The organism is Pseudomonas sp. NPDC096925 (assembly GCF_044762545.1).
Classification (GTDB): Bacteria; Pseudomonadota; Gammaproteobacteria; order Pseudomonadales; family Pseudomonadaceae; genus Aquipseudomonas.
This window is the reverse complement of record NZ_JBIWEM010000001.1, coordinates 471667-495043: the sequence shown is the minus strand read 5'-3', so window position 1 is coordinate 495043 and position 23377 is coordinate 471667. Positions and strand designations below refer to the sequence as shown.

The 23377-nt window shown below is 64.3% G+C and carries 29 protein-coding genes; 6 read left to right on the top strand and 23 right to left on the bottom strand.

The window, feature by feature from the left end; genetic code table 11:
* Nucleotides 1–2: 2 nt before the first annotated feature.
* Entirely contained in the window at nucleotides 3–875 is an 873-nt protein-coding gene (locus ACIQYU_RS02395) for a TIGR02285 family protein (RefSeq protein ID WP_241106322.1), read from the top strand.
* Nucleotides 876–1130: 255 nt separating this feature from the next.
* Here ACIQYU_RS02395 and ACIQYU_RS02390 read toward each other — a convergent pair whose 3' ends face one another.
* The 12 genes from ACIQYU_RS02390 to ffh form a co-directional block, all read right to left on the bottom strand.
* Nucleotides 1131–1412, bottom strand: coding sequence for a DUF3509 domain-containing protein (locus tag ACIQYU_RS02390; RefSeq protein WP_063911459.1), 282 nt, complete (start codon nucleotides 1410–1412; stop codon nucleotides 1131–1133).
* Between the two features lie 79 nt (nucleotides 1413–1491).
* Nucleotides 1492–1911 (bottom strand): response regulator transcription factor, encoded by a 420-nt coding sequence (locus ACIQYU_RS02385; RefSeq protein WP_207829529.1) that lies wholly within the window; start codon nucleotides 1909–1911, stop codon nucleotides 1492–1494.
* Nucleotides 1912–2130: 219 nt separating this feature from the next.
* Nucleotides 2131–3540, bottom strand: a complete 1410-nt coding sequence (gene thrC, locus ACIQYU_RS02380; protein WP_063911457.1) for a threonine synthase — start codon at nucleotides 3538–3540, stop codon at nucleotides 2131–2133.
* 58 nt (nucleotides 3541–3598) lie between these two features.
* Nucleotides 3599–4903: a homoserine dehydrogenase gene (locus ACIQYU_RS02375; protein WP_063911456.1), complete on the bottom strand. Its 1305-nt coding sequence runs from the start codon at nucleotides 4901–4903 to the stop codon at nucleotides 3599–3601.
* 83 nt (nucleotides 4904–4986) lie between these two features.
* Nucleotides 4987–5730: a thioredoxin fold domain-containing protein gene (locus ACIQYU_RS02370; RefSeq protein ID WP_085624191.1), complete on the bottom strand. Its 744-nt coding sequence runs from the start codon at nucleotides 5728–5730 to the stop codon at nucleotides 4987–4989.
* A 153-nt stretch (nucleotides 5731–5883) separates the two neighbouring features.
* Nucleotides 5884–6780: a site-specific tyrosine recombinase XerD gene (xerD, locus tag ACIQYU_RS02365; RefSeq protein ID WP_207829530.1), complete on the bottom strand. Its 897-nt coding sequence runs from the start codon at nucleotides 6778–6780 to the stop codon at nucleotides 5884–5886.
* Between the two features lie 170 nt (nucleotides 6781–6950).
* Nucleotides 6951–7358 carry an acyl-CoA thioesterase gene (locus ACIQYU_RS02360; protein WP_025337914.1) on the bottom strand — a complete coding sequence of 136 codons (408 nt, stop codon included), beginning with the start codon at nucleotides 7356–7358 and terminating at the stop codon, nucleotides 6951–6953.
* Nucleotides 7359–7451: 93 nt separating this feature from the next.
* Complete coding sequence (rplS, locus tag ACIQYU_RS02355) at nucleotides 7452–7802, bottom strand: 50S ribosomal protein L19 (protein WP_003252148.1); 351 nt, start codon at nucleotides 7800–7802, stop codon at nucleotides 7452–7454.
* A gap of 42 nt (nucleotides 7803–7844) precedes the next feature.
* Nucleotides 7845–8597: a tRNA (guanosine(37)-N1)-methyltransferase TrmD gene (gene trmD / locus ACIQYU_RS02350; protein WP_003252146.1), complete on the bottom strand. Its 753-nt coding sequence runs from the start codon at nucleotides 8595–8597 to the stop codon at nucleotides 7845–7847.
* 3 nt (nucleotides 8598–8600) lie between these two features.
* Nucleotides 8601–9137, bottom strand: coding sequence for a ribosome maturation factor RimM (rimM, locus tag ACIQYU_RS02345; protein ID WP_025337913.1), 537 nt, complete (start codon nucleotides 9135–9137; stop codon nucleotides 8601–8603).
* A gap of 5 nt (nucleotides 9138–9142) precedes the next feature.
* Nucleotides 9143–9394, bottom strand: coding sequence for a 30S ribosomal protein S16 (rpsP, locus tag ACIQYU_RS02340; protein WP_003259424.1), 252 nt, complete (start codon nucleotides 9392–9394; stop codon nucleotides 9143–9145).
* A 259-nt stretch (nucleotides 9395–9653) separates the two neighbouring features.
* Entirely contained in the window at nucleotides 9654–11030 is a 1377-nt protein-coding gene (gene ffh, locus ACIQYU_RS02335; protein WP_013971189.1) for a signal recognition particle protein, read from the bottom strand.
* Between the two features lie 323 nt (nucleotides 11031–11353).
* Between ffh and ACIQYU_RS02330 the strand changes: the two genes are divergently transcribed.
* The 3 genes from ACIQYU_RS02330 (at nucleotide 11354) to ACIQYU_RS02320 (ending at nucleotide 14941) form a co-directional block, all read left to right on the top strand.
* Complete coding sequence (locus ACIQYU_RS02330) at nucleotides 11354–12163, top strand: inner membrane protein YpjD (protein ID WP_207829532.1); 810 nt, start codon at nucleotides 11354–11356, stop codon at nucleotides 12161–12163.
* A gap of 9 nt (nucleotides 12164–12172) precedes the next feature.
* Nucleotides 12173–13378, top strand: a complete 1206-nt coding sequence (locus ACIQYU_RS02325; protein ID WP_207829537.1) for a transporter associated domain-containing protein — start codon at nucleotides 12173–12175, stop codon at nucleotides 13376–13378.
* A 261-nt stretch (nucleotides 13379–13639) separates the two neighbouring features.
* A complete protein-coding gene (locus ACIQYU_RS02320; protein ID WP_343585744.1) occupies nucleotides 13640–14941 on the top strand; it encodes an MFS transporter in 1302 nt (433 codons plus the stop codon).
* Between the two features lie 114 nt (nucleotides 14942–15055).
* Here ACIQYU_RS02320 and purT read toward each other — a convergent pair whose 3' ends face one another.
* The 5 genes from purT to ACIQYU_RS02295 form a co-directional block, all read right to left on the bottom strand.
* On the bottom strand, nucleotides 15056–16237 hold the full coding sequence (gene purT, locus ACIQYU_RS02315) for a formate-dependent phosphoribosylglycinamide formyltransferase (RefSeq protein WP_063911450.1): 1182 nt from the start codon (nucleotides 16235–16237) through the stop codon (nucleotides 15056–15058).
* 76 nt (nucleotides 16238–16313) lie between these two features.
* Nucleotides 16314–16781 carry a VUT family protein gene (locus ACIQYU_RS02310; protein ID WP_010952556.1) on the bottom strand — a complete coding sequence of 156 codons (468 nt, stop codon included), beginning with the start codon at nucleotides 16779–16781 and terminating at the stop codon, nucleotides 16314–16316.
* Between the two features lie 202 nt (nucleotides 16782–16983).
* On the bottom strand, nucleotides 16984–17178 hold the full coding sequence (locus ACIQYU_RS02305; protein ID WP_207835678.1) for a DUF1289 domain-containing protein: 195 nt from the start codon (nucleotides 17176–17178) through the stop codon (nucleotides 16984–16986).
* Nucleotides 17171–17695 carry a gamma carbonic anhydrase family protein gene (locus tag ACIQYU_RS02300; protein WP_112250926.1) on the bottom strand — a complete coding sequence of 175 codons (525 nt, stop codon included), beginning with the start codon at nucleotides 17693–17695 and terminating at the stop codon, nucleotides 17171–17173. Before ACIQYU_RS02300 ends, ACIQYU_RS02305 begins: the two co-directional genes overlap by 8 nt.
* Before the next feature lie 44 nt (nucleotides 17696–17739).
* Nucleotides 17740–18339 carry a CoA pyrophosphatase gene (locus tag ACIQYU_RS02295; RefSeq protein WP_020191180.1) on the bottom strand — a complete coding sequence of 200 codons (600 nt, stop codon included), beginning with the start codon at nucleotides 18337–18339 and terminating at the stop codon, nucleotides 17740–17742.
* A gap of 124 nt (nucleotides 18340–18463) precedes the next feature.
* Between ACIQYU_RS02295 and ACIQYU_RS02290 the strand changes: the two genes are divergently transcribed.
* Together ACIQYU_RS02290 and ACIQYU_RS02285 are read left to right on the top strand one after the other, a co-directional pair.
* Entirely contained in the window at nucleotides 18464–19015 is a 552-nt protein-coding gene (locus tag ACIQYU_RS02290) for an NUDIX hydrolase (protein WP_063911448.1), read from the top strand.
* Between the two features lie 22 nt (nucleotides 19016–19037).
* Entirely contained in the window at nucleotides 19038–19592 is a 555-nt protein-coding gene (locus ACIQYU_RS02285; RefSeq protein ID WP_402798097.1) for a murein L,D-transpeptidase family protein, read from the top strand.
* A 126-nt stretch (nucleotides 19593–19718) separates the two neighbouring features.
* On the opposite strand, the gene ACIQYU_RS02280 is transcribed toward ACIQYU_RS02285, so the two are convergent.
* The 6 genes from ACIQYU_RS02280 to gspH all read right to left on the bottom strand — a co-directional run bounded on the left by ACIQYU_RS02280 (nucleotide 19719) and on the right by gspH (nucleotide 23376).
* Entirely contained in the window at nucleotides 19719–20378 is a 660-nt protein-coding gene (locus ACIQYU_RS02280) for a type II secretion system protein N (RefSeq protein WP_233687221.1), read from the bottom strand.
* A complete protein-coding gene (gspM, locus tag ACIQYU_RS02275; RefSeq protein ID WP_063911445.1) occupies nucleotides 20375–20761 on the bottom strand; it encodes a type II secretion system protein GspM in 387 nt (128 codons plus the stop codon). Before gspM ends, ACIQYU_RS02280 begins: the two co-directional genes overlap by 4 nt.
* Nucleotides 20758–21834, bottom strand: coding sequence for a type II secretion system protein GspL (gspL, locus tag ACIQYU_RS02270; protein ID WP_402798093.1), 1077 nt, complete (start codon nucleotides 21832–21834; stop codon nucleotides 20758–20760). The genes gspM and gspL overlap by 4 nt, the downstream gene beginning before the upstream one ends.
* Nucleotides 21831–22427, bottom strand: coding sequence for a type II secretion system protein (locus ACIQYU_RS02265; protein WP_267933469.1), 597 nt, complete (start codon nucleotides 22425–22427; stop codon nucleotides 21831–21833). The genes gspL and ACIQYU_RS02265 overlap by 4 nt, the downstream gene beginning before the upstream one ends.
* A gap of 146 nt (nucleotides 22428–22573) precedes the next feature.
* Nucleotides 22574–22942, bottom strand: a complete 369-nt coding sequence (locus tag ACIQYU_RS02260; protein ID WP_207835703.1) for a type II secretion system protein GspI — start codon at nucleotides 22940–22942, stop codon at nucleotides 22574–22576.
* A complete protein-coding gene (gspH, locus tag ACIQYU_RS02255; protein WP_207835719.1) occupies nucleotides 22939–23376 on the bottom strand; it encodes a type II secretion system minor pseudopilin GspH in 438 nt (145 codons plus the stop codon). The genes ACIQYU_RS02260 and gspH overlap by 4 nt, the downstream gene beginning before the upstream one ends.
* Nucleotide 23377 lies beyond the last annotated feature (1 nt).

Here is a 23377-nt window from a genome sequence, read left to right as displayed (position 1 = left end):
CCATGCGCGCTGCCCGTTGCCTACGTCACCTGATCCTGCTGTGCGGGCTGCTGCCCGCATTGCTGCAGCCTGCAAGCGCCAAGGAGCGCATCTTCTGGCTGGTGCGTGACCTGCCGCCGTTCACCATTTTCGAAGGGCCGGGAAAAGGCCAAGGGGTGATCGACCAGCTGTTGCCCCTGCTGATCGGGCAGATGCCCGAGTACGACCACAGCATCGTGCGGATCAACCGCGCCCGCGGTATCCAGATGCTGCAGGACCCGAAGAGCTTCACCTGCGACCCGACCCTGCTGTGGACACCGGAGCGCGCCGAGTATGTGCGGTTTTCCATGCCCTCCCTGGGCGTGCTCAGTGGCGGCCTGGTGCTGCGCAAGGACAGCGAGACGCTGGTGGCTCCTTACCTCGACGGCCAGGAGGTAGACCTGCATGGCCTGCTGAGCAAGACCCCGCTGAAGCTGGGGGTTGTCGCCGAGCGCAGCTACGGCACGCAGATCGACGCCATCCTGCGCCAGTTACCCGACACCGCGCTCAGTCGCCACTACGGCAACGACGCCACCGCCAACCTGCTGCAGATGCAACAGCTGGGGCGCCTGCGCATGGTGCTCGGCTACTGGCCTGAAGTGCGCTACCTGGTCGAGCAGCAAGGCGGAACACTGGCCGACTACCGGTTTCATCCTGTACAGGGAGTGAACCACTACCAGTTTCTGCATGTAGGCTGTTCGAACAGTGAGCTGGGGCGTGAGGCGATTGCGCACATCGACCAGCTGCTGCCTGCCCTGCGCCGGGATGTGTTGCCGGGGCTGTATGCACGCTGGCTGGACCCGGCGCTGCAGGAAGACTACCTGGAAGAGAGCAAGCGCTTCTTCGAAGGCCATTGATCCCCTCTGTTCCGGCCCTATCGCCAGCAAGCCAGCTCCTGCCTCGACCGCACCAACCTCAAGCCATGTGCAGTACCTGTGGAGCTGGCTTGCCGGCGATAGTACCGGTGTAGGCAACACAAAAAAAAATAAACCCCGGGCGCTGGGGAAACACGCCCGGGGCCAAGCGAAAGCCCTTGGGGGCTTCCCGTGACAGCCCTGCCAGCGCCGGAGCAAAGCACTGGCTGACTGCCCTTGCTACTTCTGATAAGCCACTCAGGCAAAGGTTCCATGGGGTTGCTGGCGTTGCTGCAGCGCCGCGATCACGCAGGGTTGCAAACGCCCTTCGGCGATCTGCAGGTCACGGTGCAGGCCATCCACCAGATCGATCAACAGGCGTTGCTCCTGCAACTGGCGCTCGCTGACCGTGCGCCGCAGGGTGATACCGGTGAGGCGGTCGTGAACGGTCAATTGGCGATTACCCTGGGCATCGGCGACGCCGAAGTGGGTCTGATAGGGGGTCAGGGCTTCGTTGAGCAGTCTGCAGATTCTTTCCATCCGGATCACTCGCTGCGTGGTGGGATATAGAGGAACTGACCAACAGACGCAGCGGAAAGTTCGTTACACCGCGGCTGCTTCAGTGAGCATGCTGGGCGGACGTGACAGTTTGAATACGCCGCCAGGTGCTTACCTGCACTGCTTGCAGGGCACGCTGCAGGCGTGGCATCGACAGCGGCCAGGGCAGCTCGGCGAGCACCCACAGCCCGCGGCTTCTGGCCTCTTGGGCAAGGTTGCGGCGCCTGGGAGCAGCCTGGCCGACAAACAGCAAAGCGCGTGTTCGGTGCTGCTGTTCGAGCACGGCAAGCCCGGCCCGGGTTGGCATGGCGTGGTCAAGGATCAGCAGGTCGGGGCGGCGATCCGCGCTCAGGCAGGCGTCGAGGTCTGCGCTGGTTTCGCTGATGCGCACATGGAACATGCCCTGGGCGTTGAGGGCCTGGTGCAGGAGGATCTGGTGGGATGGGCGAGCCTGGTGGATCAACACGTAGGGCTGGTGCATGAGCCGCTCCTGATGGGAGGACCGGCTAATCTAGGCTTTACGCGGGGCGGCCTGAATAGGATATTTCTGATGCAGCACTGGGAAGATTCGGAGAATCAGGGCTGCTCTGCAGCCCATCGCCGGCAAGCCAGCTCCTACCCCGACCGCATAGTCCCAGGGTAAGGGCAATCCCTGTGGGAGCTGGCTTGCCGGCGATGGGCCGCAGAGCGGCCCCAATGTTTACAGCGGTTTGCCGCGGTTACCATGCTGGCTGACAAAGCCCTGCACAGCCTTCAGGTCATTGGCCAGCACCGTGCAACGCTCTTCACGGCTGAACAGGTCGCTGAGGTGCGCCGGCAGCTCCAGTGCCTTGCCCACACCGGCCTTCTCCACCGCTTCCGGGAACTTGACCGGGTGCGCGGTACCCAGCACCACCATCGGCGTGTCCAGGCTGCGGCGGCACTCGCGGGCGGCCTTGACGCCGATCGCGGTGTGCGGGTCGAGGACTTCACCGGTGGCTGCGAACACTTCGGCAATGGTTTCGCAGGTCTGCTCGTCGTTCACTGCCAGCGAGTCGAACAGCTTGCGCGCTTCGGTCCAGCGGTCTTGCTCGACGCTGAAACCGCCACCTTGCTTGAAGTTGGCCATCAGCTCGGCAATGGCGCCACCGTTGCGGCCGTGCAGGTCGAACAGCAGGCGCTCGAAGTTGGACGAGACCATGATGTCCATCGACGGCGACAGGGTCGCGTGCAGGGTTTCCTTGACGTACTGGTTGCCGCTCATGAAGCGGTGCAGGATGTCGTTGCGGTTGGTGGCGACGATCAGCTGGCTGACCGGCAGGCCCATGTTACGTGCCAGGTAGCCGGCAAAGATGTCGCCGAAGTTGCCGGTCGGTACCGAGAACGCCACGGAACGCGCCGGGCCACCCAGCTGCAGGGCAGCGTGGAAGTAGTAGACGATCTGGGCCATGATCCGCGCCCAGTTGATCGAGTTGACCGCAACCAGGCGGGTGCCCTTGAGGAACGACTGGTCGGCGAAGCTGGCCTTGACCATTTCCTGGCAGTCGTCGAAGTTGCCTTCGATGGCGATGTTGTGGATGTTGTCACCGAAGATGGTGGTCATCTGCCGGCGCTGCACTTCCGACACGCGCTGGTGCGGGTGCAGGATGAAGATGTCGACGTTGTCGCAACGGCGGCAGCCTTCGATGGCGGCGGAACCGGTGTCACCGCTGGTGGCACCGATGATCACCACGCGCTCGTTGCGCTTGGCCAGCACGTGGTCGAGCAGGCGGCCGAGCAGTTGCAGGGCGAAGTCCTTGAACGCCAGGGTCGGGCCGTGGAACAGCTCCAGCACCCACTCGTTGCTGTTCAGCTGACGCAGCGGGGCAACGGCGGCGTGGGCGAACTCGCCGTAGGTTTCTTCGAGGATCTTCTTGAAGTCGGCGTCGGCGATGCTGCCTTCGACGAACGGGCGCATCACCCGGAAAGCCAGTTCGTGGTACGGCAGGCCGGCCCACGAGGCGATTTCTTCCTGGGTGAAACGTGGCAGGTTTTCCGGGACGTACAGGCCGCCGTCACTGGCCAGGCCAGCCAGCAGGACGTCTTCGAAATTCAGGGCCGGTGCCTGGCCGCGGGTACTGATATAGCGCATGGGTGCAAACCTTCGATGCTGGGGCCGGGGCCGCGCTGGCGGCCCGCCGGCACTATTGTTAGTTGAGCTGCTCGACGCGAATGCGCACGACCTTGCCGACCACGTCCTGCAGGGCTTCCAGGGCGACGATGGCATCGTTGATGCGCTGCTCGACCACGCGATGGGTCAGCAGGATCATCGGCACCAGGCCGTCCTGTTCCTCGGCTTCCTTCTGCATGATCGACTCGATGTTGATGCCACGCTCCGAGAGGATGCTGGCCACCTGGGCCAGTACCCCCGGGTGATCCTTGGCCTGGATGCGCAGATAGTAGGCGCTTTCGCAGGCTTCGATCGGCAGGATAGGGTGGGCCGACAGCGAATCCGGCTGGAAGGCCAGGTGCGGCACGCGGTTTTCCGGGTCGGAGGTCATGGCACGGACCACATCGACCACATCGCCGACCACCGACGAAGCGGTTGGCTCCATGCCGGCACCAGCGCCGTAGTACAGGGTGGAGCCGGCGGCATCGCCGTTGACCATGACGGCGTTCATCACGCCGTTGACGTTGGCGATCAGGCGGTCGGCCGGGATCAGCGTCGGGTGTACGCGCAGCTCAATGCCTTCGGCAGTGCGGCGGGCCACGCCCAGGTGCTTGATGCGGTAGCCCAGGGCCTCGGCGTAGTTCACGTCAGCAGTGGTCAGCTGGGTGATGCCCTCGGTGTAGGCCTTGTCGAATTGCAGCGGGATGCCGAACGCGATCGAGGCGAGAATGGTCAGCTTGTGAGCGGCATCGATGCCTTCGACGTCGAAGGTCGGGTCGGCTTCGGCGTACCCCAGCGCCTGGGCTTCGGCCAGCACATCCGGGAAGGCACGGCCCTTCTCACGCATTTCGGTGAGGATGAAGTTGCCGGTGCCGTTGATGATACCGGCCAGCCAGTTGATGTGGTTGGCCGACAGGCCTTCGCGGATGGCCTTGATCACCGGGATGCCACCGGCCACGGCCGCTTCGAAGGCGACGATCACACCCTTCTCGCGGGCCTTGGCGAAGATTTCGTTGCCGTGCACGGCAATCAGCGCCTTGTTGGCGGTGACCACGTGCTTGCCGTTCTCGATGGCCTTGAGCACCAGTTCGCGAGCCACGGTGTAGCCACCGATCAGCTCGATGACAATGTCGATCTCCGGGTTGCTCGCAACTTCGAACACGTCAGCGGTAATGGGGGTACCGGTAATCTGGCAGTTCGGGTTCTGCGAGCGCATGGCGATCTGTGCCACTTCAATACCGCGCCCGGCACGGCGGGCAATCTCCTCGGCGTTGCGCTGAAGTACATTGAAGGTTCCGCCACCGACGGTCCCCAACCCACAGATGCCTACTTTGACCGGTTTCACTGTGAACTCCCCATTGAACGGCCGACACCTATGCCGACCGTGAAACATGCCGTCACCCCATGACGACGGCGTACTGAATTGGATTACTTGGCCAGCGCCAGCTTGGCGACCTGCGGTGCCGGCTGGTAGCCCGGAATGACCTGGCCGCTTTCAAGGACGATCGCCGGCGTGCCGTTGACGCCGATCGACTGGCCCAGCTGGAACTGCTTGCTGACCGGGTTGGCGCACTTGGCGGCCTTGATTTCCTCACCCTCGACCATCTTGTCCATCGCCGCACGGCGGTCACTGGAACACCAGACGGCCTGCAACTGCTGGTCACCCGGCGAGCCGAGACCCTGGCGCGGGAAGGCGACATAGCGCACTTCGATACCGCGGCGGTTGAGTTCGGGCACCTCGGCGTGCAGCTTGTGGCAGTACGGGCAGGTGGTGTCGGTGAACACGGTGATGTGCGACTTGGTCTCGCCCTTGGCAGGATAAACCACCATCTCGGCGGCTGGAATGCCGTTGATGAGCTTGGCAATACCCAGGCGCTCGGTCTTCTCGGTGAGGTTGACCGGCTTGCCGTCCTGGATCTGGAACAGGTAGCCCTGCATCACGAACTGGCCGTCGCCGCTGGCATACAGCACGCGGCCACCCTGCAGCTTGACTTCATACAGGCCGCTGACCGGGCTGCTGGCCACGCTTTCAACGGGCACTTCCAGCTCGAGGTTCTGCAACGACTTACGGATGGCCTGCTCGGCAGCGGTATTGCTGTCGGTTGCCGCAGCAACGGCAAAGGTACTGGCCAGCGCCAACGCGGCGGCGGCGAAAAACTGGGTCACGCGCATGGGAACTCCTGAAGGCGGACAGGGGCCGGAGGGCGCCACCTGCGGAAAATACGCGGTGACCGTGCGGCCCTTGGTGCAAACCGCTCAAGCCTACCACATCACACCGCCGGTGAAGGGCCTTGCAAGGACCGGTCGGCGGAACATGAAAAACATTCATCCACGCGGGTGGTGCCGGGCGTGCAGTTGCTGCAGGCGGGCCTTGGCAACATGGGTGTAGATCTGCGTGGTCGACAGGTCACTGTGGCCCAGCAGCATCTGTACCACGCGCAGGTCGGCACCGTGGTTGAGCAGATGGGTGGCGAAGGCGTGGCGCAGGGTGTGTGGCGACAGCGGTTTGTCGATGCCGGCGACCCGGGCATGGTGCTTGATGCGATGCCAGAAGGTCTGGCGGGTCATCTGCTCGCCACGCAAGCTGGGGAACAGGACGTCGCTGGGGCGGCCATTGAGCAGTTCGGCGCGGCCATCGCGCAGGTAGCGCTGCAGCCACAGCACCGCCTCTTCGCCCATGGGCACCAGGCGCTCCTTGCTGCCCTTGCCCATCACCCGCAGCACGCCCTGGCGCAGGTTGACCTGGTCGAGAGCCAGGCTGACCAGTTCGGTAACCCGCAGACCGCAGGCGTAGAGCACTTCGAGCATGGCGCGGTCACGCTGGCCGATGGCTTCGCCCAGGTCCGGAGCCTGCAGCAAGGCTTCGACGTCGGCTTCGGACAGCGACTTGGGCAGTGGCTTGCCCAGTTGCGGCATGTCGACTTGCAAGGTCGGGTCGATGGCCACCAGCTTTTCCCGCAGCAGGTAGCGGAAGAAGCCACGCAGGCCGGACAGGAAGCGTGCCGTGGAGCGCGGTTTGTAGCCTTGGTCGAGGCGCCAGGCCAGGTGGTCGAGAATCAGGTCGCGGCCAGCGTCGGGCAAGCTGACGCCGTGTTCCTGCAGCCAGCCGTTGAACAGGGCCAGGTCGCTGCGGTAGGACACGCGGGTGTTGTCGGACAGGCCCTTTTCAAGCCACAGGGCGTCGAGGAACTGGTCGATCAGGGGGTGGTCTAGGACGGGCATGCGGGGCTGCTGGGTGTTGAAGGTGGCTTAGTGTTTCACAGCAGCATAATTGTTGTCTGTACTGGCCTCTTCGCGGCTAAAGCCGCTCCCACAGGGATATCACCGCCCTCGAGGTATGTGCGATCCCTGTGGGAGCGGCTTTAGCCGCGAAAGGGCCAGTGCAGGAGAACTCAGGCCTGGGGCAGAACCGGCACCGGGCGCTTGTCCTCGTCGATGGCGACGAAGCTGAACACGCCATGGATCGCTCGCTCGCGCCCATCCAGGTACATATTCTCGACAAATACATCCACTTGCACCTGCAAGCTGGTATTGCCCACCTTGATCACCGACCCCACCAGCTCCACGATCGAGCCCGCCGGAATCGGGTGCTTGAAGTCGATGCGGTCGGTGGACACGGTCACCAGCGGCAGGCGGCAGAAGCGCGTGGCGGCGATGAACGACACTTCGTCCATCCAGGCCAGGGCGGTGCCGCCGAACAGGGTGTTGTGGTGGTTGGTGGTGTTGGGAAATACCGCCTTGGTCACGCGGGTCACCGACAGCTCGGTGCGGCGCAGGATTTCCTGGTCTCGGGTAGTCATGGCAATCACATCTTCGGGGGGCAAAAAGCAAAAAAGCAGCCCGAAGGCTGCTTTTTTCTCGCTAGGCGGCCTTGGCCACCGGGCAAACTGTACTCAGGACAGTTTTTCCTTGATGCGAGCGGCTTTGCCGGACAGGTCGCGCAGGTAGTACAGCTTGGCTTTACGCACGTCACCACGACGTTTCACGGCCAGGCTGTCGATTTGCGGGCTGTAGGTCTGGAAGGTACGCTCTACGCCAACGCCGCTGGAGATCTTGCGCACGGTGAAGGCGCTGTTCAGACCGCGGTTACGCTTGGCGATAACGACGCCTTCGAACGCCTGCAGACGGGAACGCTCACCTTCCTTCACTTTAACCTGAACGACAACGGTGTCGCCTGGTGCGAAGGTCGGGATTTCCTTGCTCATCTGCTCGGCTTCGAGCTGCTGGATGATCTTGTTGGTCATGCTGTGCTCCTAAGATGGATACGTGATCCACCATCGATACGTTTAACTATCGTCCCGCTCGCGGAGATATTCCTCGAGCAGCTTCTTCTCTTCTCCAGAAAGCGAGCGACTTTCCAGAAGATCGGCGCGTCGTTCGAAGGTCCTACCAAGGGACTGCTTCATTCTCCAACGCCGGATGTGTGCATGGTTGCCACTTAGCAACACGTCGGGAACACGCTGATCCGCATACACCTCAGGTCGGGTGTAGTGCGGGCAATCGAGCAGACCGTCAGTGAAAGAATCTTCTTCCGCCGAGTCCACATGCCCTAAAGCTCCGGGCAGCAGCCGTGTAACCGCATCGATCAGTACCATGGCCGGCAGCTCGCCACCGGAAAGCACATAGTCGCCAATCGACCACTCCTCATCGACATGAGCCTCGATAAAGCGCTCGTCGATGCCTTCATAACGACCGGCGATCAGGATCAACGATTCCTGTTCGGCCAGGCCTTTGACCGCCTGCTGAGTCAGCTTGCGGCCTTGTGGCGAAAGGTAGATCACCTTCGCCGCTGCTCCGGTCGCTTGCCTGGCGCTAACCAGGGCGTCTTCCAGAGGCTTGATTTTCATCACCATGCCCGGACCACCGCCAAACGGACGATCATCCACCGTGTGGTGACGATCTGTGGTGTAGTCCCGCGGGTTCCAGCAAGTCACCTGAAGCAACCCCTGTTTCACCGCGCGGCTGGTAATGCCGTACTCCGTGATGGCCGAGAACATCTCGGGGAACAACGTGATGACGTCTACGCGAAGGTTACCCATCGTTTAGAAGTCCGCGTCCCATTCAACCCGCATCACGCCTGCTTCCAGGTCGATGTCGAGCACGCATTGCGCCGTATAGGGCAACAGACGCTCGCGATCATCCAGGCTGCCTGCGCAGGGCTTGACCACCATTACATCGTTCGCACCGGTCTCCAACAGGTGATCGACCTTGCCGAACAGTTGTTCGTCCTGGTTGATGACCTTCAGGCCCACCAACTGGTACCAGTAGTACTCGTCAGCAGCCAGGTTGGGCAAAAGGCTCCGCGGTATGCAGATTTCGTAACCGCTCAGAAGACGGGCTTCATCGCGATCATCGAGGCCTTTCAGTTTCACGACCAGGCCCTTCTGGGAGCCACGACCGTTGACCAGCTCGACCTGCTTTACCTTGCCTTCGTGCCGAAGCGTCCAGCGCGGATAATCCAACAGGTTTTCAATCGGATCGGTAAAGGAATACACCTTCACCTCGCCGCGAACGCCGTGAACCGAAAAAATCTTGCCAACGACGATGAGGTCGTCAGCCTTTTCTGGCGTCGCGTTCATACTGCTCAGGCAGCAGCCTTGGCAGCGTCCTTCAGCAGCTGAGCAACGCGCTCAGACGGCTGTGCACCCTGGCTCAGCCAGTAGTTGACGCGCTCTTGGTTGACCGACAGCTTGACTTCGGCGCCAGCAGCGATCGGGTTGAAGAAACCTACGCGCTCAACGAAACGGCCGTCACGGGCGTTACGCGAGTTGGTCACGGTCAGGTGGTAGAATGGGCGCTTTTTCGAGCCGCCACGGGCCAGACGAATGGTTACCATGTGAACATCGTTCCTATAGTCGGTGCTGCAGTTGATACAGCAGCTGGTACTGCAAATCTGAATGCCAAATAGGCACACGGGTGCCCAAAAGGCCGCATATTCTCGGGGAATACACGGACATTTGCAAATGACTTTTTCGGCAAGGCCCTGCCCTGCCGTCCAGATCTGCCGGTTGAGCCGCGAAATCCGCGGCCATTGCCCCGCCACAGCGGGGGTTCTGGGCGCCTGCCGGACGAACGGCAGGCACCCGGAATAGGGGTTACAGCTTCGGCATGCCGCCGCCCGGCAGCATCCCGCCCAGGCCGCGCATCATCTTGGCCATGCCGCCCTTGGCGGAGAATTTCTTCATCATCTTCTGCATTTGCTTGTGCTGCTTGATCAGGCGGCCGACGTCCTGCACCTGGGTGCCGGAACCGATGGCGATACGGCGCTTGCGCGAGCCGCTGATCAACTCTGGATCACGGCGCTCGGCCGGGGTCATGGAGTTGATGATCGCTTCCATCTGCTTGAACTGCTTCTCGGCCGCGCCCTGGGCGTTGCCCATCTGCGACAGGTTGACCCCGCCGATGCTCGGCAGCTTGTCCATCAGGCCGCCGAGGCCGCCCATGTTCTTCATCTGCTGCAGCTGATCGCGGAAGTCTTCGAGGTCGAAGCCCTTGCCCTTCTTCAGCTTCTTGGCCAGCTTGTCGGCCTTGGCCTTGTCGATGTTCTGCTCGGCCTGCTCGATCAGGCTGAGCACGTCACCCATGCCGAGGATGCGCGAGGCGACACGGTCGGGGTGGAATGGTTCGAGGGCTTCGGTCTTCTCGCCCATACCGATGAACTTGATCGGCTTGCCGGTGATGGCACGCACCGACAGCGCGGCACCGCCACGGGCGTCACCGTCGACCTTGGTCAGCACCACGCCGGTCAGCGGCAGCGCCTCGCCAAACGCCTTGGCGGTGTTGGCGGCGTCCTGGCCGGTCATGGCGTCGACCACGAACAGGGTCTCGATCGGCTTGACCGCGGCGTGCAGCGCCTTGATCTCGTCCATCATGTCGGCGTCGATGTGCAGACGGCCGGCGGTGTCGACGATGACCACGTCGATGAACTTCAGCTTGGCTTCGCGGATGGCCGCTTCGGCGATGGCCACCGGCTTCTGGCTGATGTCGGACGGGAAGAAGGTGACGCCGATGTCGTTGGCCAGGGTTTCCAGCTGCTTGATCGCCGCCGGGCGGTAGACGTCGGCGGACACTACCATCACGCTCTTTTTCTTGCGCTCCTTGAGGAAGCGCGCCAGCTTGCCGGCGGTGGTGGTCTTACCGGCGCCCTGCAGGCCGGCCATCAGCACCACGGCGGGCGGGGCGGCGTTCAGCGCGAGGTCTTCATTGGCCGCGCCCATCAGGCTTTCCAGCTCGGCCTGGACGATCTTCACGAACGCCTGGCCAGGGGTCAGGCTGCGCGACACTTCGGTGCCGACTGCACGGTCCTTGACGCTGTTGACGAAATCCTTGACCACCGGCAGGGCAACGTCGGCCTCGAGCAGGGCCATGCGCACTTCGCGCAGCGTGTCCTTGATGTTGTCTTCGGTCAGCTTGGCCTTGCCGGTGACATGGCGCAGCGTCTGTGACAGGCGGTCGGTCAGGTTTTCGAACATGGTGATCCTTTCAGGCCCAGTAAAAGCCGAGGTTTGTCAGGCGCCCAGGGGGAATGCATACCCGCCGGGCACAGCAAGGCGGCGATTATAGCGAAGTGCGACGGCGGCGCACACCTTGGCGGCGGTATGGTAGATAATCGGTGGCTGTGCCGGCCTCTTCGCGGGTGAACCCGCTCCCACAGGGTCCCCACCCCATTCGAAACCGGCGCCATACCTGTGGGAGCGGGTTCACCCGCGAATACCGCACCGCAGCCTGCCAGTCTTCCTAGACCAGCGCGATCTATGCCAAACTCCGTCTCTTTAAGGCTCGCCAACCAGGACTTATGTTCTCCTCACCCAGCCTCCTCCCCAACCTGATCGCCGCCGGCCTATATATAGCTGCGGCCATCTACCAGGGCTCTTACCTTGCCCAGAACCGCAAGGCCGACAAGCGCCTGCTTGCCCTGCTGGGTGCCTTGGCGGTACTCGCCCAGGCCGGTGCGCTGTTCTTCCAGCTGATCACCCCGCTGGGCCTGAGCCTGGACTTCTTCAGTGCCGCCAGCCTGATCGCCGTGGCGGTCATCGCCCTGACCCTGCTGGCCTGCTTGCGCATACCCGTGGAGAACCTGCTGGTGCTGCTGTTCCCGCTGGGTGCGGTGACCGCGCTGCTGGCCCAGTTCGCGCCCCCTGGCACGGTACCGCTGGTCAACGAAGAGCCGGGCATCCTCGCGCATATCCTGCTGTCGATCCTGGCCTACGGGCTGTTCACCATCGCGGTGTTCCAGGCGCTGTTGTTGCTGCTGCAGGACCGCCAGTTGAAGAACAAGCACCCGTCCGGGCTGATCCGCAACTTCCCGCCGCTGCAAACCATGGAAAGCCTGCTGTTCGGCTTCCTCTGGGCCGGCTGGTGCCTGCTGTCGCTGTCGCTGATCTCCGGCTGGCTGTTCCTCGACAACCTGTTCGCCCAGCACCTGGCACACAAGACCCTGCTGGCCTGTGTCGCCTGGGTGGTGTTCAGCGTGCTGCTGTGGGGCCGCACCCGCCTGGGCTGGCGTGGCCACAAGGCCATCCGCTGGACGCTGGCCGGTTTCTGCCTGCTGATGCTGGCCTATTTCGGCAGCAAGCTGGTTCGCGAATTCATCCTGCATATCTGACGGCCGCCCATGGATACCCTGCCGTACGCACCGCTATTCGGCACCCTGGCACTGGCGCTGTTGTGGTCGGCGCTATTCACTGCGGTGGATGCCGCCCGCCTGCAACTCAATGGCGCGCTGCGCGCCGGCGAGGACGGCCAGCCCGTGCTGCCGGCCCAGGCCCTGGTGCTGTGCGCCAGCCTGGGCAAGCTGCTGGTGCTGGGCCTGGCCTGCCTGGTCGGCCAGCGGCATAGCGGCGAACACGGCTTCTGGCTGGCCGGGCTGGCCGCCACCCTCACCTTGCTGGTGTTCGCCGAATACCTGCCGCGGCGCCTGGCCCGGCGCAACCCGCAGGCGTTCGTCAGCCTCGGCGCCAGCCTGCTGAAAGTGCCCCTCACCCTGCTGCAACCACTGGCCTGCCTGCTGGATGGCGTTGCCAAGCTGATCCTGCGTCCGTTCCGCGTGCAACCCACGGCCGTGGCCCTGCACCCGCAGGAAGCCGACGAGTTCGACGAGGACGAGGAACACGAAGCGCCGCGCCACGGCCTGCTCGACGGCCTGCAGTCACTGGACAAGATGACCGTCAACGACATCCTGGTACCGCGCAACGAAGTGGACGGCATCAGCCTCGACGAGCCGATCGAGCGCATCATCGAGCAACTGATCGTCAGCCGCCACACCCGCCTGCCGGTGTACCACAGCGACATCAACCAGGTTGAAGCGATCCTCAACACCAAGCTGATCAGCCACCTGCTGCCCAAGGCCGAGCTGACCCTGGAGACGCTGCTCGGCGCCTGCTACGAGCCCTATTTCGTGCCGGAGAGCACGCCCCTGCAAATGCAGCTGCTGAACTTCCACAAGCAGCAGCGCCGCCTGGGCGTGGTGGTGGACGAGTACGGCGAAGTGCTGGGCATCGTCACCCTGGAAGACATCCTCGAAGAGATCGTTGGCGAGTTCGAGGATGAACACAGCTTGGTCAACCCCCACGTGCACCCGCAGCCCGATGGCACCTTCGTCATCGACGGCACCGCTTCGCTACGCGAAATCAACCGCAGCCTGGGCTGGCACCTGCCCTGCGACGGCGGGCCGAAAACCCTCAACGGGCTGGTCACCGAGGCGCTGGAGAGCATCCCGGAAAGCGCCGTTTGCCTGAAGATCGGCCGCTATCGCCTGGAAATCCTCGAAACAGAGGACAATTGTGCCAGCAAGGTACTGGTGTGGACCGTGACCCGATAGCTATACTCGGGTCACGCTTACCCAGCCCCGCCGTTCCGCCTGCTACCCGCACCCGGCGCCCCACGGCCAGTCCGCTCCACTGACACGCCCTGCGGTCCTGCTTCAACACCCCGAACAGTGCCCGCCCCCGCCCCTATCCCCCTTGGGCTATCGTCAGTCGGGCGCACACAACAACAAAACGCTCCCGCGTCCACGCAGCGGTGCTTGCCTTTTTGCCTCGCACGCCCATGGAGCTGGACCAGACTGTTAGGGACCTACTTAATGACAATCAGCAGCACCTATGCCGAAGCGCCTGCCGCGCCGGTCAACTCGCCCGCGCGGGTAGCCACCGCCAGCTTCATCGGCACCGCCATCGAGTTCTACGATTTCTACGTCTACGCCACTGCCGCCGCCCTGGTGATCGGCCCGGTGTTCTTCCCGTCCGGGTCGGGCACTGCGCAAATGCTGGCGGCCTTTCTTACCTTTGGTATCGCCTTCCTCGCCCGCCCGCTGGGCTCGGCACTGTTCGGCCACTTTGGCGACCGTATCGGCCGCAAGTCGACCCTGGTCGCCTCGCTGTTACTGATGGGCGTGTCCACTACGGCCATCGGCGTGCTGCCGGGCTATGACAGCATTGGTGTATGGGCGCCGATCATCCTCTGCCTGCTGCGTTTTGGCCAAGGCCTGGGCCTGGGTGGCGAATGGGGTGGTGCGGCCTTGCTGGCCACCGAGAACGCACCGGAAGGCAAGCGAGCCTGGTTCGGCATGTTCCCGCAGTTGGGCCCGTCGATCGGCTTTTTGGCCGCCAACGGCCTGTTCCTGACCCTGGCCCTGGTGCTCAGCGACGAGCAATTCCGCGAGTGGGGCTGGCGCATTCCGTTCCTGCTCAGCGCCGCGCTGGTACTGGTGGGCCTGTATGTGCGCCTGAAGCTTGAGGAAAGCCCGGTGTTCGCCAAGGCCGTCGCCCGCCACGAGCGGGTGAAAATGCCGGTGGTCGACCTGTTTTCCAGATACTGGCTGCCGACCCTGCTGGGCGCAGCGGCGATGGTGGTGTGCTACGCGCTGTTCTACATCTCCACGGTGTTCTCGCTGAGCTATGGCGTGACCACGCTGGGCTACAGCCGCGAGACGTTCCTTGGCCTGCTGTGCTTCGCGGTGGTGTTCATGGCCCTGGCCACACCACTGTCGGCCTGGCTCAGTGACCGCTACGGGCGCAAACCGGTGCTGATCGTCGGCGGCCTGCTGGCGGTAGCCTCAGGCTTTGCCATGGAACCGCTGCTGACTTCGGGGTCGACCGCAGGCGTGGCGCTGTTTCTGGCCATCGAGCTGTTCCTGATGGGCGTGACCTTTGCGCCGATGGGAGCACTGCTGCCTGAGCTGTTCCCGACCCACGTGCGTTATACCGGCGCTTCGGCGGCGTATAACCTGGGCGGCATCGTCGGGGCCTCGGCGGCACCGTTCTTTGCCCAGAAGCTGGTGAGCATGGGTGGGTTGAGCTGGGTGGGGGGATATGTATCGGCGGCGGCGGTGATCAGCTTGATTGCCGTACTGTGCCTGAAAGAGACCCGCAATACGCAGCTGTAAGCAATTGGGGCCGCGTTGCGGCCCTTCGCGGGCACGCCCGCTCCCACAGGGGTAGCGCCGAAACCTGTGGGAGCGGGCGTGCCCGCGAAGGGCTGCAACGCAGCCCCGATCGGATCAGAACTCGACCTTGACCGCCTGCGCAGCACGGGTCGCCTTGGCCCGCGCCAATTCGACCGACTCGTCACGCGCCAGGCACACGCCCATGCGGCGGGTACCGTTGATTTCCGGCTTGCCGAACAGGCGAATGGCGGTATCCGGCTCGCTCAAGGCAGCGCCCAGGTTGGCAAAGCTGGTCTGCTGCGACTGCCCCTCAGGCAAGATCACCGCCGACGCCGACGGGCCGAACTGGCGCACGGCCGGAATCGGCAGGCCAAGAATGGCACGGGCATGCAGGGCAAACTGCGACAGGTCCTGGGAAATCAGGGTCACCAGGCCGGTGTCATGCGGGCGTGGCGAGACTTCGCTGAACCACACCTGATCGCCCTTCACGAACAGTTCCACGCCAAACAGGCCACGACCGCCCAGGGCATCGGTGACCGCCTTGGCCACCCGCTGCGACTCGGCCAGTGCCTTCGGGCTCATGGCCTGCGGCTGCCACGACTCCTGGTAGTCACCCTTCTCCTGGCGGTGGCCGACTGGCTCGAGGAAGGTGGTACCGCCGACGTGGCGCACGGTCAGCAGGGTGATTTCGTATTCGAAGTCGATGAAGCCCTCGACGATGACCCGGCCCTTGCCGGCGCGGCCGCCTTCCTGGGCGTAGTCCCACGACTTCTGCAGGTCGGCATCGCTGCGCAGCAGGCTCTGGCCCTTGCCCGACGAGCTCATCACCGGTTTGACCACGCACGGGTAGCCGACATCGGCCACGGCCTTGGCGTAGTCTTCGTAGGTGTCGGCGAAGTGGTATGGCGAGGTTGGCAGGTCCAGCTCTTCGGCGGCCAGGCGGCGGATGCCTTCGCGGTTCATGGTCAGCTGGGTGGCGCGGGCGGTCGGCACCACGTTGAAACCTTCGTTTTCCAGCTCGACCAGGGTGGCGGTGGCGATGGCTTCGATTTCAGGGACGATGTAGTGCGGTTTTTCGGCCTCGATCACGGCGCGCAGGGCCACGCCATCGAGCATGTTGACCACGTGGCTGCGGTGCGCCACCTGCATTGCCGGGGCATTGGCGTAGCGGTCGACGGCGATCACTTCGACGCCCAGGCGCTGCAGCTCGATCACCACTTCCTTGCCCAGCTCGCCACAGCCGCAGAGCAGTACACGGGTCGCGGTGGGCGACAAGGGGGTTCCGATACGGGTCATTTCAGGTCCTCGAAGGCGTCCGGGGCCGCACCAGGCTTGGCGCCGCCCGCTGAAAAAGGACCGCTATTCTACACCATCAACCCGCCACGGCGGCCCGCCGGGCGCGAAAAGCCATGGCCAGCCACACGGCGGTGACACCGGCGAATTTCGAGGCCATGGCGGTGCCGATCACGGCTGGGGTCAGGGCACCGATCATGCCGAAGAAGATGAAGGTGTCGACCGGGATGCTCAGTGCCGAGCTCAGCCACAGGCGGTCGCGCAGCGGTCGGCGGGTAATGCTGAACACCAACCAGTCGATCAGTTCGGAAATGAAGAACGCGGTGGCACTGGCCAGGGCGATGGCCGGTTCCGAGGTGACATAGGACAGCACCAGCGCCACCAGCATGGCGACCAGAGCGCCATGGCCGAAACGGGTCTGCACCATGTCGCGCAGGATGAACACCAGGCCGCCCCAGGCGGACCAGATGATGTCCAGGTGCGGCGCGCTGGAGAAGGCGTAGTTGATCAGCACTACGCTGCTGATGTAGGCAATCAGATAGAACATGGCGGGTAGTCTGTGGGCAAGCCGCACAGATTACCGCTGGCTTGTTCGTGGGTAAACCCGCGCCATCGGTACAACATCAGCTTCGAAGGCTGCGCAATGCCTGTGGGAGCGGGTTCACCCGCGAAGAATCCAACACGGTGGATGGCACCGGCTGCGCCGGTGTTCGCGGGTGAACCCGCTCCCACAGGGGGGGCGCGTCAGCCTACAGGATGAGGCCGGCCTCCACTGCCCTTTCATGGCAACGCCTGAGCACCGCGCGGCGCTCGTCGTTGTCCATCCGCCCCCAGCGGCTGATTTCCGCCACGCTACGCTGGCAACCGGTGCAGATATCCTGCTCGTCCAGTGCACAGATGCTCACGCACGGCGAGGCCACCGGCCGCTCTACGACATCACTCATCGTCAACCACCAACTCCCGTGCATAACGCTGGGCATTGTGCACGTAATGCGCAGCACTGGCTTCGAGCATGCGCTTTTGCTGTTCGGTCAGCTCACGCACCACCTTGCCCGGCGAGCCCATCACCAGTGAACCGTCGGGAATCTCCTTGCCTTCTGCAATCAACGCATTGGCGCCGATGATGCAGTGCTTGCCGATGCGCGCGCCATTGAGGATCACCGCGTTGATACCGACCAGGCTGTAGTCGCCCACCGTGCAGCCATGCAGCATGGCGTTGTGGCCAACGGTCACGCCCTTGCCCAAGGTCAGCGGCGACCCCATGTCGGTGTGCATCACCGTGCCATCCTGCACGTTGCTGCCCTCGCCAATGTCGATCAACTCGTTGTCCCCGCGCAGCACCGCGCCAAACCACACGCTGGCATTGGCCTGCAGGCGCACCTTGCCGATCAGCGTGGCGTTGGGTGCGGCCCAACTGGTGGGGTGGCTCTCGACCCGCAGGTCGCCCAGGCGGTATTTCATGCTTGCTCCTCAGGCTGCAACGCAGACGACGGGGTTGGCCCCGCTCAGTTTTCGATGTGACGCTCAGGGGGCTGGTGCAGGCTGATGCCGGCATCGAACAGCAGGTTGACCAGTTCGACGATCATGATCGCCGACAACCCCCAGATCTTGTATTCACCATAGCGATAGCTGGGCACATACCAACTGCGCCCCTGGTAATCGATACGGTGGGTATGGTCGCGCGGGTCCTGGCGGAAGAACTCCAGCGGCACGGTGAATACTGCCGCGATCTCGGCATCATTGGCGCGGTATTCGACAAAATCGGGGATAAGCCCGACGAATGGCGTCACTTTCAGGCCATGCAGCGAAATCAGCGGGCTGAGCGGGCCGATCACTTCCACCAGGCCGGGCGGCAGGCCGATTTCTTCTTCGGCTTCACGGAGCGCGGTGAACACCAGGTCGGGGTCTTCCGGGTCGCGGCGGCCGCCGGGAAAGGCCACTTCGCCGCCATGGGTGGACAGGCCTTTGGCGCGCAGGGTCAGGACCAGTTCGGGCGCTTCGCTGCGGGTAATGGGCAAAAGAACCGCCGCTTCGGGGAACCGTCGGTCGGTTTCCAGTGATGCGGGTTGGTGGTTGCTCATTCGGCGAAGTAGCTCGTCCAGCATTGCGCACGCTCGTATCCAAGGCCTGTCTTGCATGATGCACCAAAGGCGCGAAGCACCCAAGCCCTGTGCGCTTGCGGCGGCCCGGCCGGCGCGCCAAGATAGCCCAGAGCAAAAGGAACGACACATGAAATTCTGCAGCGCGTGCGGCCAGCCGGTCACTCAGCGGATCCCCGAGGGCGACAGCCGCCTGCGGTATGTCTGCGAGTCTTGCCAGACCATCCACTACCAGAACCCCAACATCGTCGCCGGCGTGTTGCCGACCTGGCGCAGCCAGGTGCTGCTGTGCCGGCGCGCCATCGAGCCACGCCGCGGCTTCTGGACCCTGCCTGCCGGTTTCATGGAAAACGGCGAAACCCTCGACCAGGCCGCCCGTCGCGAAACCGTCGAGGAAGCCTGCGCCCGGGTCGGCAGCATGAGCCTGTACCAGCTGTTCGACCTGCCACACATCAACCAGGTGCACGTGTTCTTCCGCGCCGAGCTGGCAGACCTTGATTTCGCGGTCGGTGTCGAAAGCCTGGAAGTGCGGCTGTTCGAAGAACATGAGATTCCGTGGGGCGAGCTGGCTTTCCGCACCGTCACTCGCACACTAGAATGCTACTATCGCGACCGCATCGGGCAGCATTACCCCATAGGCCATGAATACCTGCCGCCGATGAACGTCTCGACCACTACCTAGAAGCCTTCAGGGATACCGTTACATGCGCTGGTTGTTTGCCCTTTTCTGCCTTTGCGTTACCTCGGTGTCCCAGGCGGCCTTCACCGAGACCATCCTCCGCAAGCCCCAGCCGGCAGTGCAAACACCCTCGCCTTCGCAGAAGGCCATGCAGCCGCTGATCGACAAGGTGCTGGTGATCAAGTCCGAACGCCGCCTGCAGTTGATCAGCCGTGGCGAGCCGCTGAAAACCTACCGCATCTCCCTGGGCAAGCAGCCCAAGGGCGCCAAGGAACGCGAGGGCGACAAGAAAACCCCCGAGGGCCTGTACTGGCTGGACTGGCGCAAGCAGAGCGACCGCTTCAACCTGGCCATACACATCAATTACCCGAACATCACCGATGCCGCCCGTGCCACCCGTGAAGGGGTGAGTGCCGGCAGCATGATCATGATTCATGGCACACCTATCAACGACGAGTACCCGGAGTGGTACTTCCATACCCTGGACTGGACCGATGGCTGCATTGCCATGCGTAACCGCGACATGCAGGAAGTGTGGGACCTGGTGCGGGATGGGACGTTGATCGAGATTCGGCCTTGAGGTTTGTCGGAGCATTTCCGGCGCCTGCACGATCGAGCGCCGCCCGCGCGGCGCTCGATTTGCGCCCCCACTCAAGACTCAAGCCAATCACCTCCCAGCCTTCATGCAATCTCCACGCATTTCCCCTTACCAGCGCAAGTCTCGCTGCCCTGCCAATGCCTGTGGCCCAATCCACTGCCCCCCACGTAGCAAGGGTGTCAGCGCCGCCTCCGGCTGCAACTCGAACACGACCTGCGCCCGGCGCCCTGGCAGGTCGGCATCCACAGCCAGTTGATGCTGCCCCTGCTGCACCAACTGCCCGCGCAGGCGCCAGCCGCGCTGGCAGTCCATCTCCAGCCAGCCCTGCCCCAGGCCGAGCGACCAGGGCTCGCTCAGGGCAAGGTCGGTTACCGTTATGCGGCCTTCACTGGTAAGGCATTGGCGCCCTGCCCCCTGAATTCGCAATGCCCCCTGCCACTGACCCGCCAGGCGATAATCCGTCGGAACGGTCGCCTGAGCGCCCACCGCAGAGGCGTCGAGCCGCCAGCGCCAAGGCCAGCCCTCGGCACGCAACTGCCAGGCCTGGCCCTGAAAGCCCAACTGCGCATTCGCCTGCAAGCGCCAAGGCTGCACCGTCCAGTGCAAAGGCCCGACCGGGCCCAACTGTCGGGCCTGGCCTTGCCACAGGCTGCCACTGGCGTCACGCATTGGCAGGCCGAACGCACGCACCACCCAATTGGCCGGAAGCTCAACCACTACCGACAGCACGAATACCAGCACAACCCACGCCATGCCCTTGCGGCTCATGGCTGCACCACCAGGTTGAAGCGCAGGCCCTTGGCATCCTGCTCCAGCCCCCATTGCAGTAGCTGGGCACCTTCTGCACGCAGGCTTTGCAACCAGCCTTGCAGCACGCGCTCGTCGGCCACCTGCCCATGCAGTTGCCAGGTTTTGTCGTGCGCATCGACCTCGGCCAGTTCGATCTGCCGCGCCTGAGCCGACTGGCGTAGCCGCTCCAGGTTCAACCCCGGGCCGCGCTGCAGGCTGGCGGCCTGTTCGGCCAGCCCGCGCCACTGGCTGAGCTCGCGCCATTGCGCAAGGCCTGCGCGCAGGGCAAGGAAGGCCAGCAACAAAGCAATCAGTGCCCAGGCGAACTTCAGACGATGACGCTGTAGCCAGTCCCGGTTCATGAGGCCGCTCCCAGGTCGAACACCACTTGGCCATCTTGCACCTGGACGGAGGCCCCGGCAGCTGTAGCCATGTCGCTCCATGGCGGCGCACTGCCCTCGCCCTCCAGCCGCAGGTGCCAGCGCTGGCCATCGAAGCGCACCGCTTGCAGGCGCCAGCCGGGGTGCTCACGCAACCAGGCCTGCAACGTCGCCTGCAGGTCGTCGAGCTGGCGCGTGCGCAGTTGCTGCTGCAGTTCGGTTTCGCGCAGGCGCTTGAGGGCCTGCGCGGCGTGCCGCGGGCTGGCCTGCTCACCGGTCACGGCGATGACCTGGCTGCGCCAGCGTTGCGCCTGGCCCCACTGCGTGCTCAACCACAGCCCGCCCCAGATGGCAGCCAGTACCAGGCAGGCAGCGAGCAGCCGTTGCTGCGGCCTGGAAACCGACGGCAGCGGGCGCACCTTGCGGGTACGCTCGAACAGGCCGGGCAATGTATCGAGCGGTACCAACGTACTTGGCCAGTCGCCGCTCAGCGAGACCTTTTGCAGCGCCGCCCACGGTTGCCGTGGCACCTCGCCCAGTCCCTCCGGCCAGGCCAGCCAGTGCTCCTGCCCGTCTTCGGCCAGCCCTTTGTACAAGGACATGCCGGGTGTGCGCTGCCATTGCCAGGCATAGCCCGCCTCAGGGGGCGGCAGCAGCTGCAGCTCCGCCCAGCAGCGCGCCACCTGCAAGCCCCATTCGGCACACTGCCCGCGCCAGTCGTCCAGTTGCTGACGGGCCACCACCAGTAACCGCAGATGGCCAGGCTCGCGAGCCAGGCAGGCGCATGTCACCTCATCGATGGCCTGCAGCAGGCGGTCTTCGAGCAACAGCGGCCATTCTTCACGTTTGAGGCCGGGCGGTGCCGGCACGCGGAAATGGCTGCAGGCCTGGGCAGGCAGGACCAACGCCACACGGGCCAGCAGGTTCGCCGGGGGCTCGCCCTGGCCTTGGCGTTGCACAAGGTCGCCCTCGACCAGCGCCCAGTGCCAGACAACGCCCGGTCGCAGCAACAGCCATGTCTGGGCCGGGCTGCGTCGCCGCCATTCAAACTTCATGAGCGCCCCCACGGGAGGGCGAAGGTGCAGACATAGGGTGCTCCGTCACGCTGCAGCTCCAGACGCACGCCACGGCCGGGGTGCGCAGGTTGGTCGGAAGGCCAGGCCAGCCAGCGGCCGCCCTGGTAATAAAGAACATTCATGGCACTGACCCGATCGAGCCGTTCGCGCTGGACCCAACCTGGGGCGGCGGCGGCGTAAAGGTCGGCCGAACTTTCCAGCAGCAGGCGCTGCTCGCGTGCCTCGAAGCGCAGGCGCTGGCGTTGCAGGCGCGAGCCGCCTTCGGCTTCCGGCAGGCCGGTGGTGGCGACCCAGAGCAACTGGTTGCTTGCCGGTTGCCAGTCCAGCCAGCGGCTGGCCAGGGGCAGGCGCTGGTCGTAGACACGGCGCATCACCGGGCTGTCGAAGCGACGCTCCAGGGCCAGGCAGAAGTCCAGCACCGAGGTTTCCCGGGTGGTGACCTGCAGGCGTTCGCGGACCTTGAGCCAGCCGTTGACCAGGGCGGCGAGCATGATGCCGAGCACGGCGGTAAGGGCCAGGGCGACCATCAGCTCGATCAGGGTCAGGCCGGCCTGGCGGCGCTTCGTGGGCAGGATACCGGGCTGACGGGTATACGCCGTCCCTGTAGGAGCGGGCTCACCCGCGAACACCGGCGAAGCCGGTGCCACACACCGCGGTGCCTGCTTCGCGGGTAAACCCGCCCCCACAGGGACCGCACAAGCTTCAGGATTTCTGTAACTCATGGCCGCTCCAGGAATACGGTGTACTGGCCCAGCGGCAGGCGCTGGTCGCGGTCGGCGAACAGCAGCAGTTCGCCACGGCGCAGGTCGCGTACGCCGGTGCGGCGCAGTTGCAGTTGCCAGTGGCAGCGCTGGCCACCCTGGCTCAGTTCACCGCCAACCTGGTTTGCAGCTGGCCAGTACTGCTCGACGGCAAAGCGGGTTTGCAGTTCGCGCGCACACAGCAGGCCAAGGCGGTGCTGTTGCAGGTTGTCCTGCACCGCCAGGCGCTGGCGCAGAACCTGGCTGGTGATCACCGCCAGCACTGCGGCGATCGCCAGGGCCACGGTCACTTCCAGCAGGGTGAAGCCACGCTGATGCTGCTTCATGGGGCAACCACCACCTGCAAGCGGCCAGCGCGGCTCCAGGCCCATTGCTGGCTGCCATCGGCCCAGCGCCAGCGCACATTGCCCGGTTGCGCCCAGCCATGCGGGGTGAACAGCAGGCGCGGCTGCGGGCTGGCCGGCCAGTCCGGGTGCAGGCCCTTGGGCCAGTCGCCGAGGGCGACGGCTTCGACCACCCAGCCATTGCCCTCGCGCCGGACGAACTCCGGGCGCTGGCCATTCCAGCGCAGCCCGCGCAGTTGCCCGGCATGCCGAGCCAGCGCGGCCTGTGCCCGGGTCTCGGTCGCCAGCCGTTGCAGGGCCTGATCGACACTGGCCTGGCTGTTGCCGAACCCAGCCACCGCCAGCCCGGTCATCAGCCCGGCGATGGCCAGCACCACCAGCAACTCGATCAGGCTGAAGCCCCGCTGACAACGCACC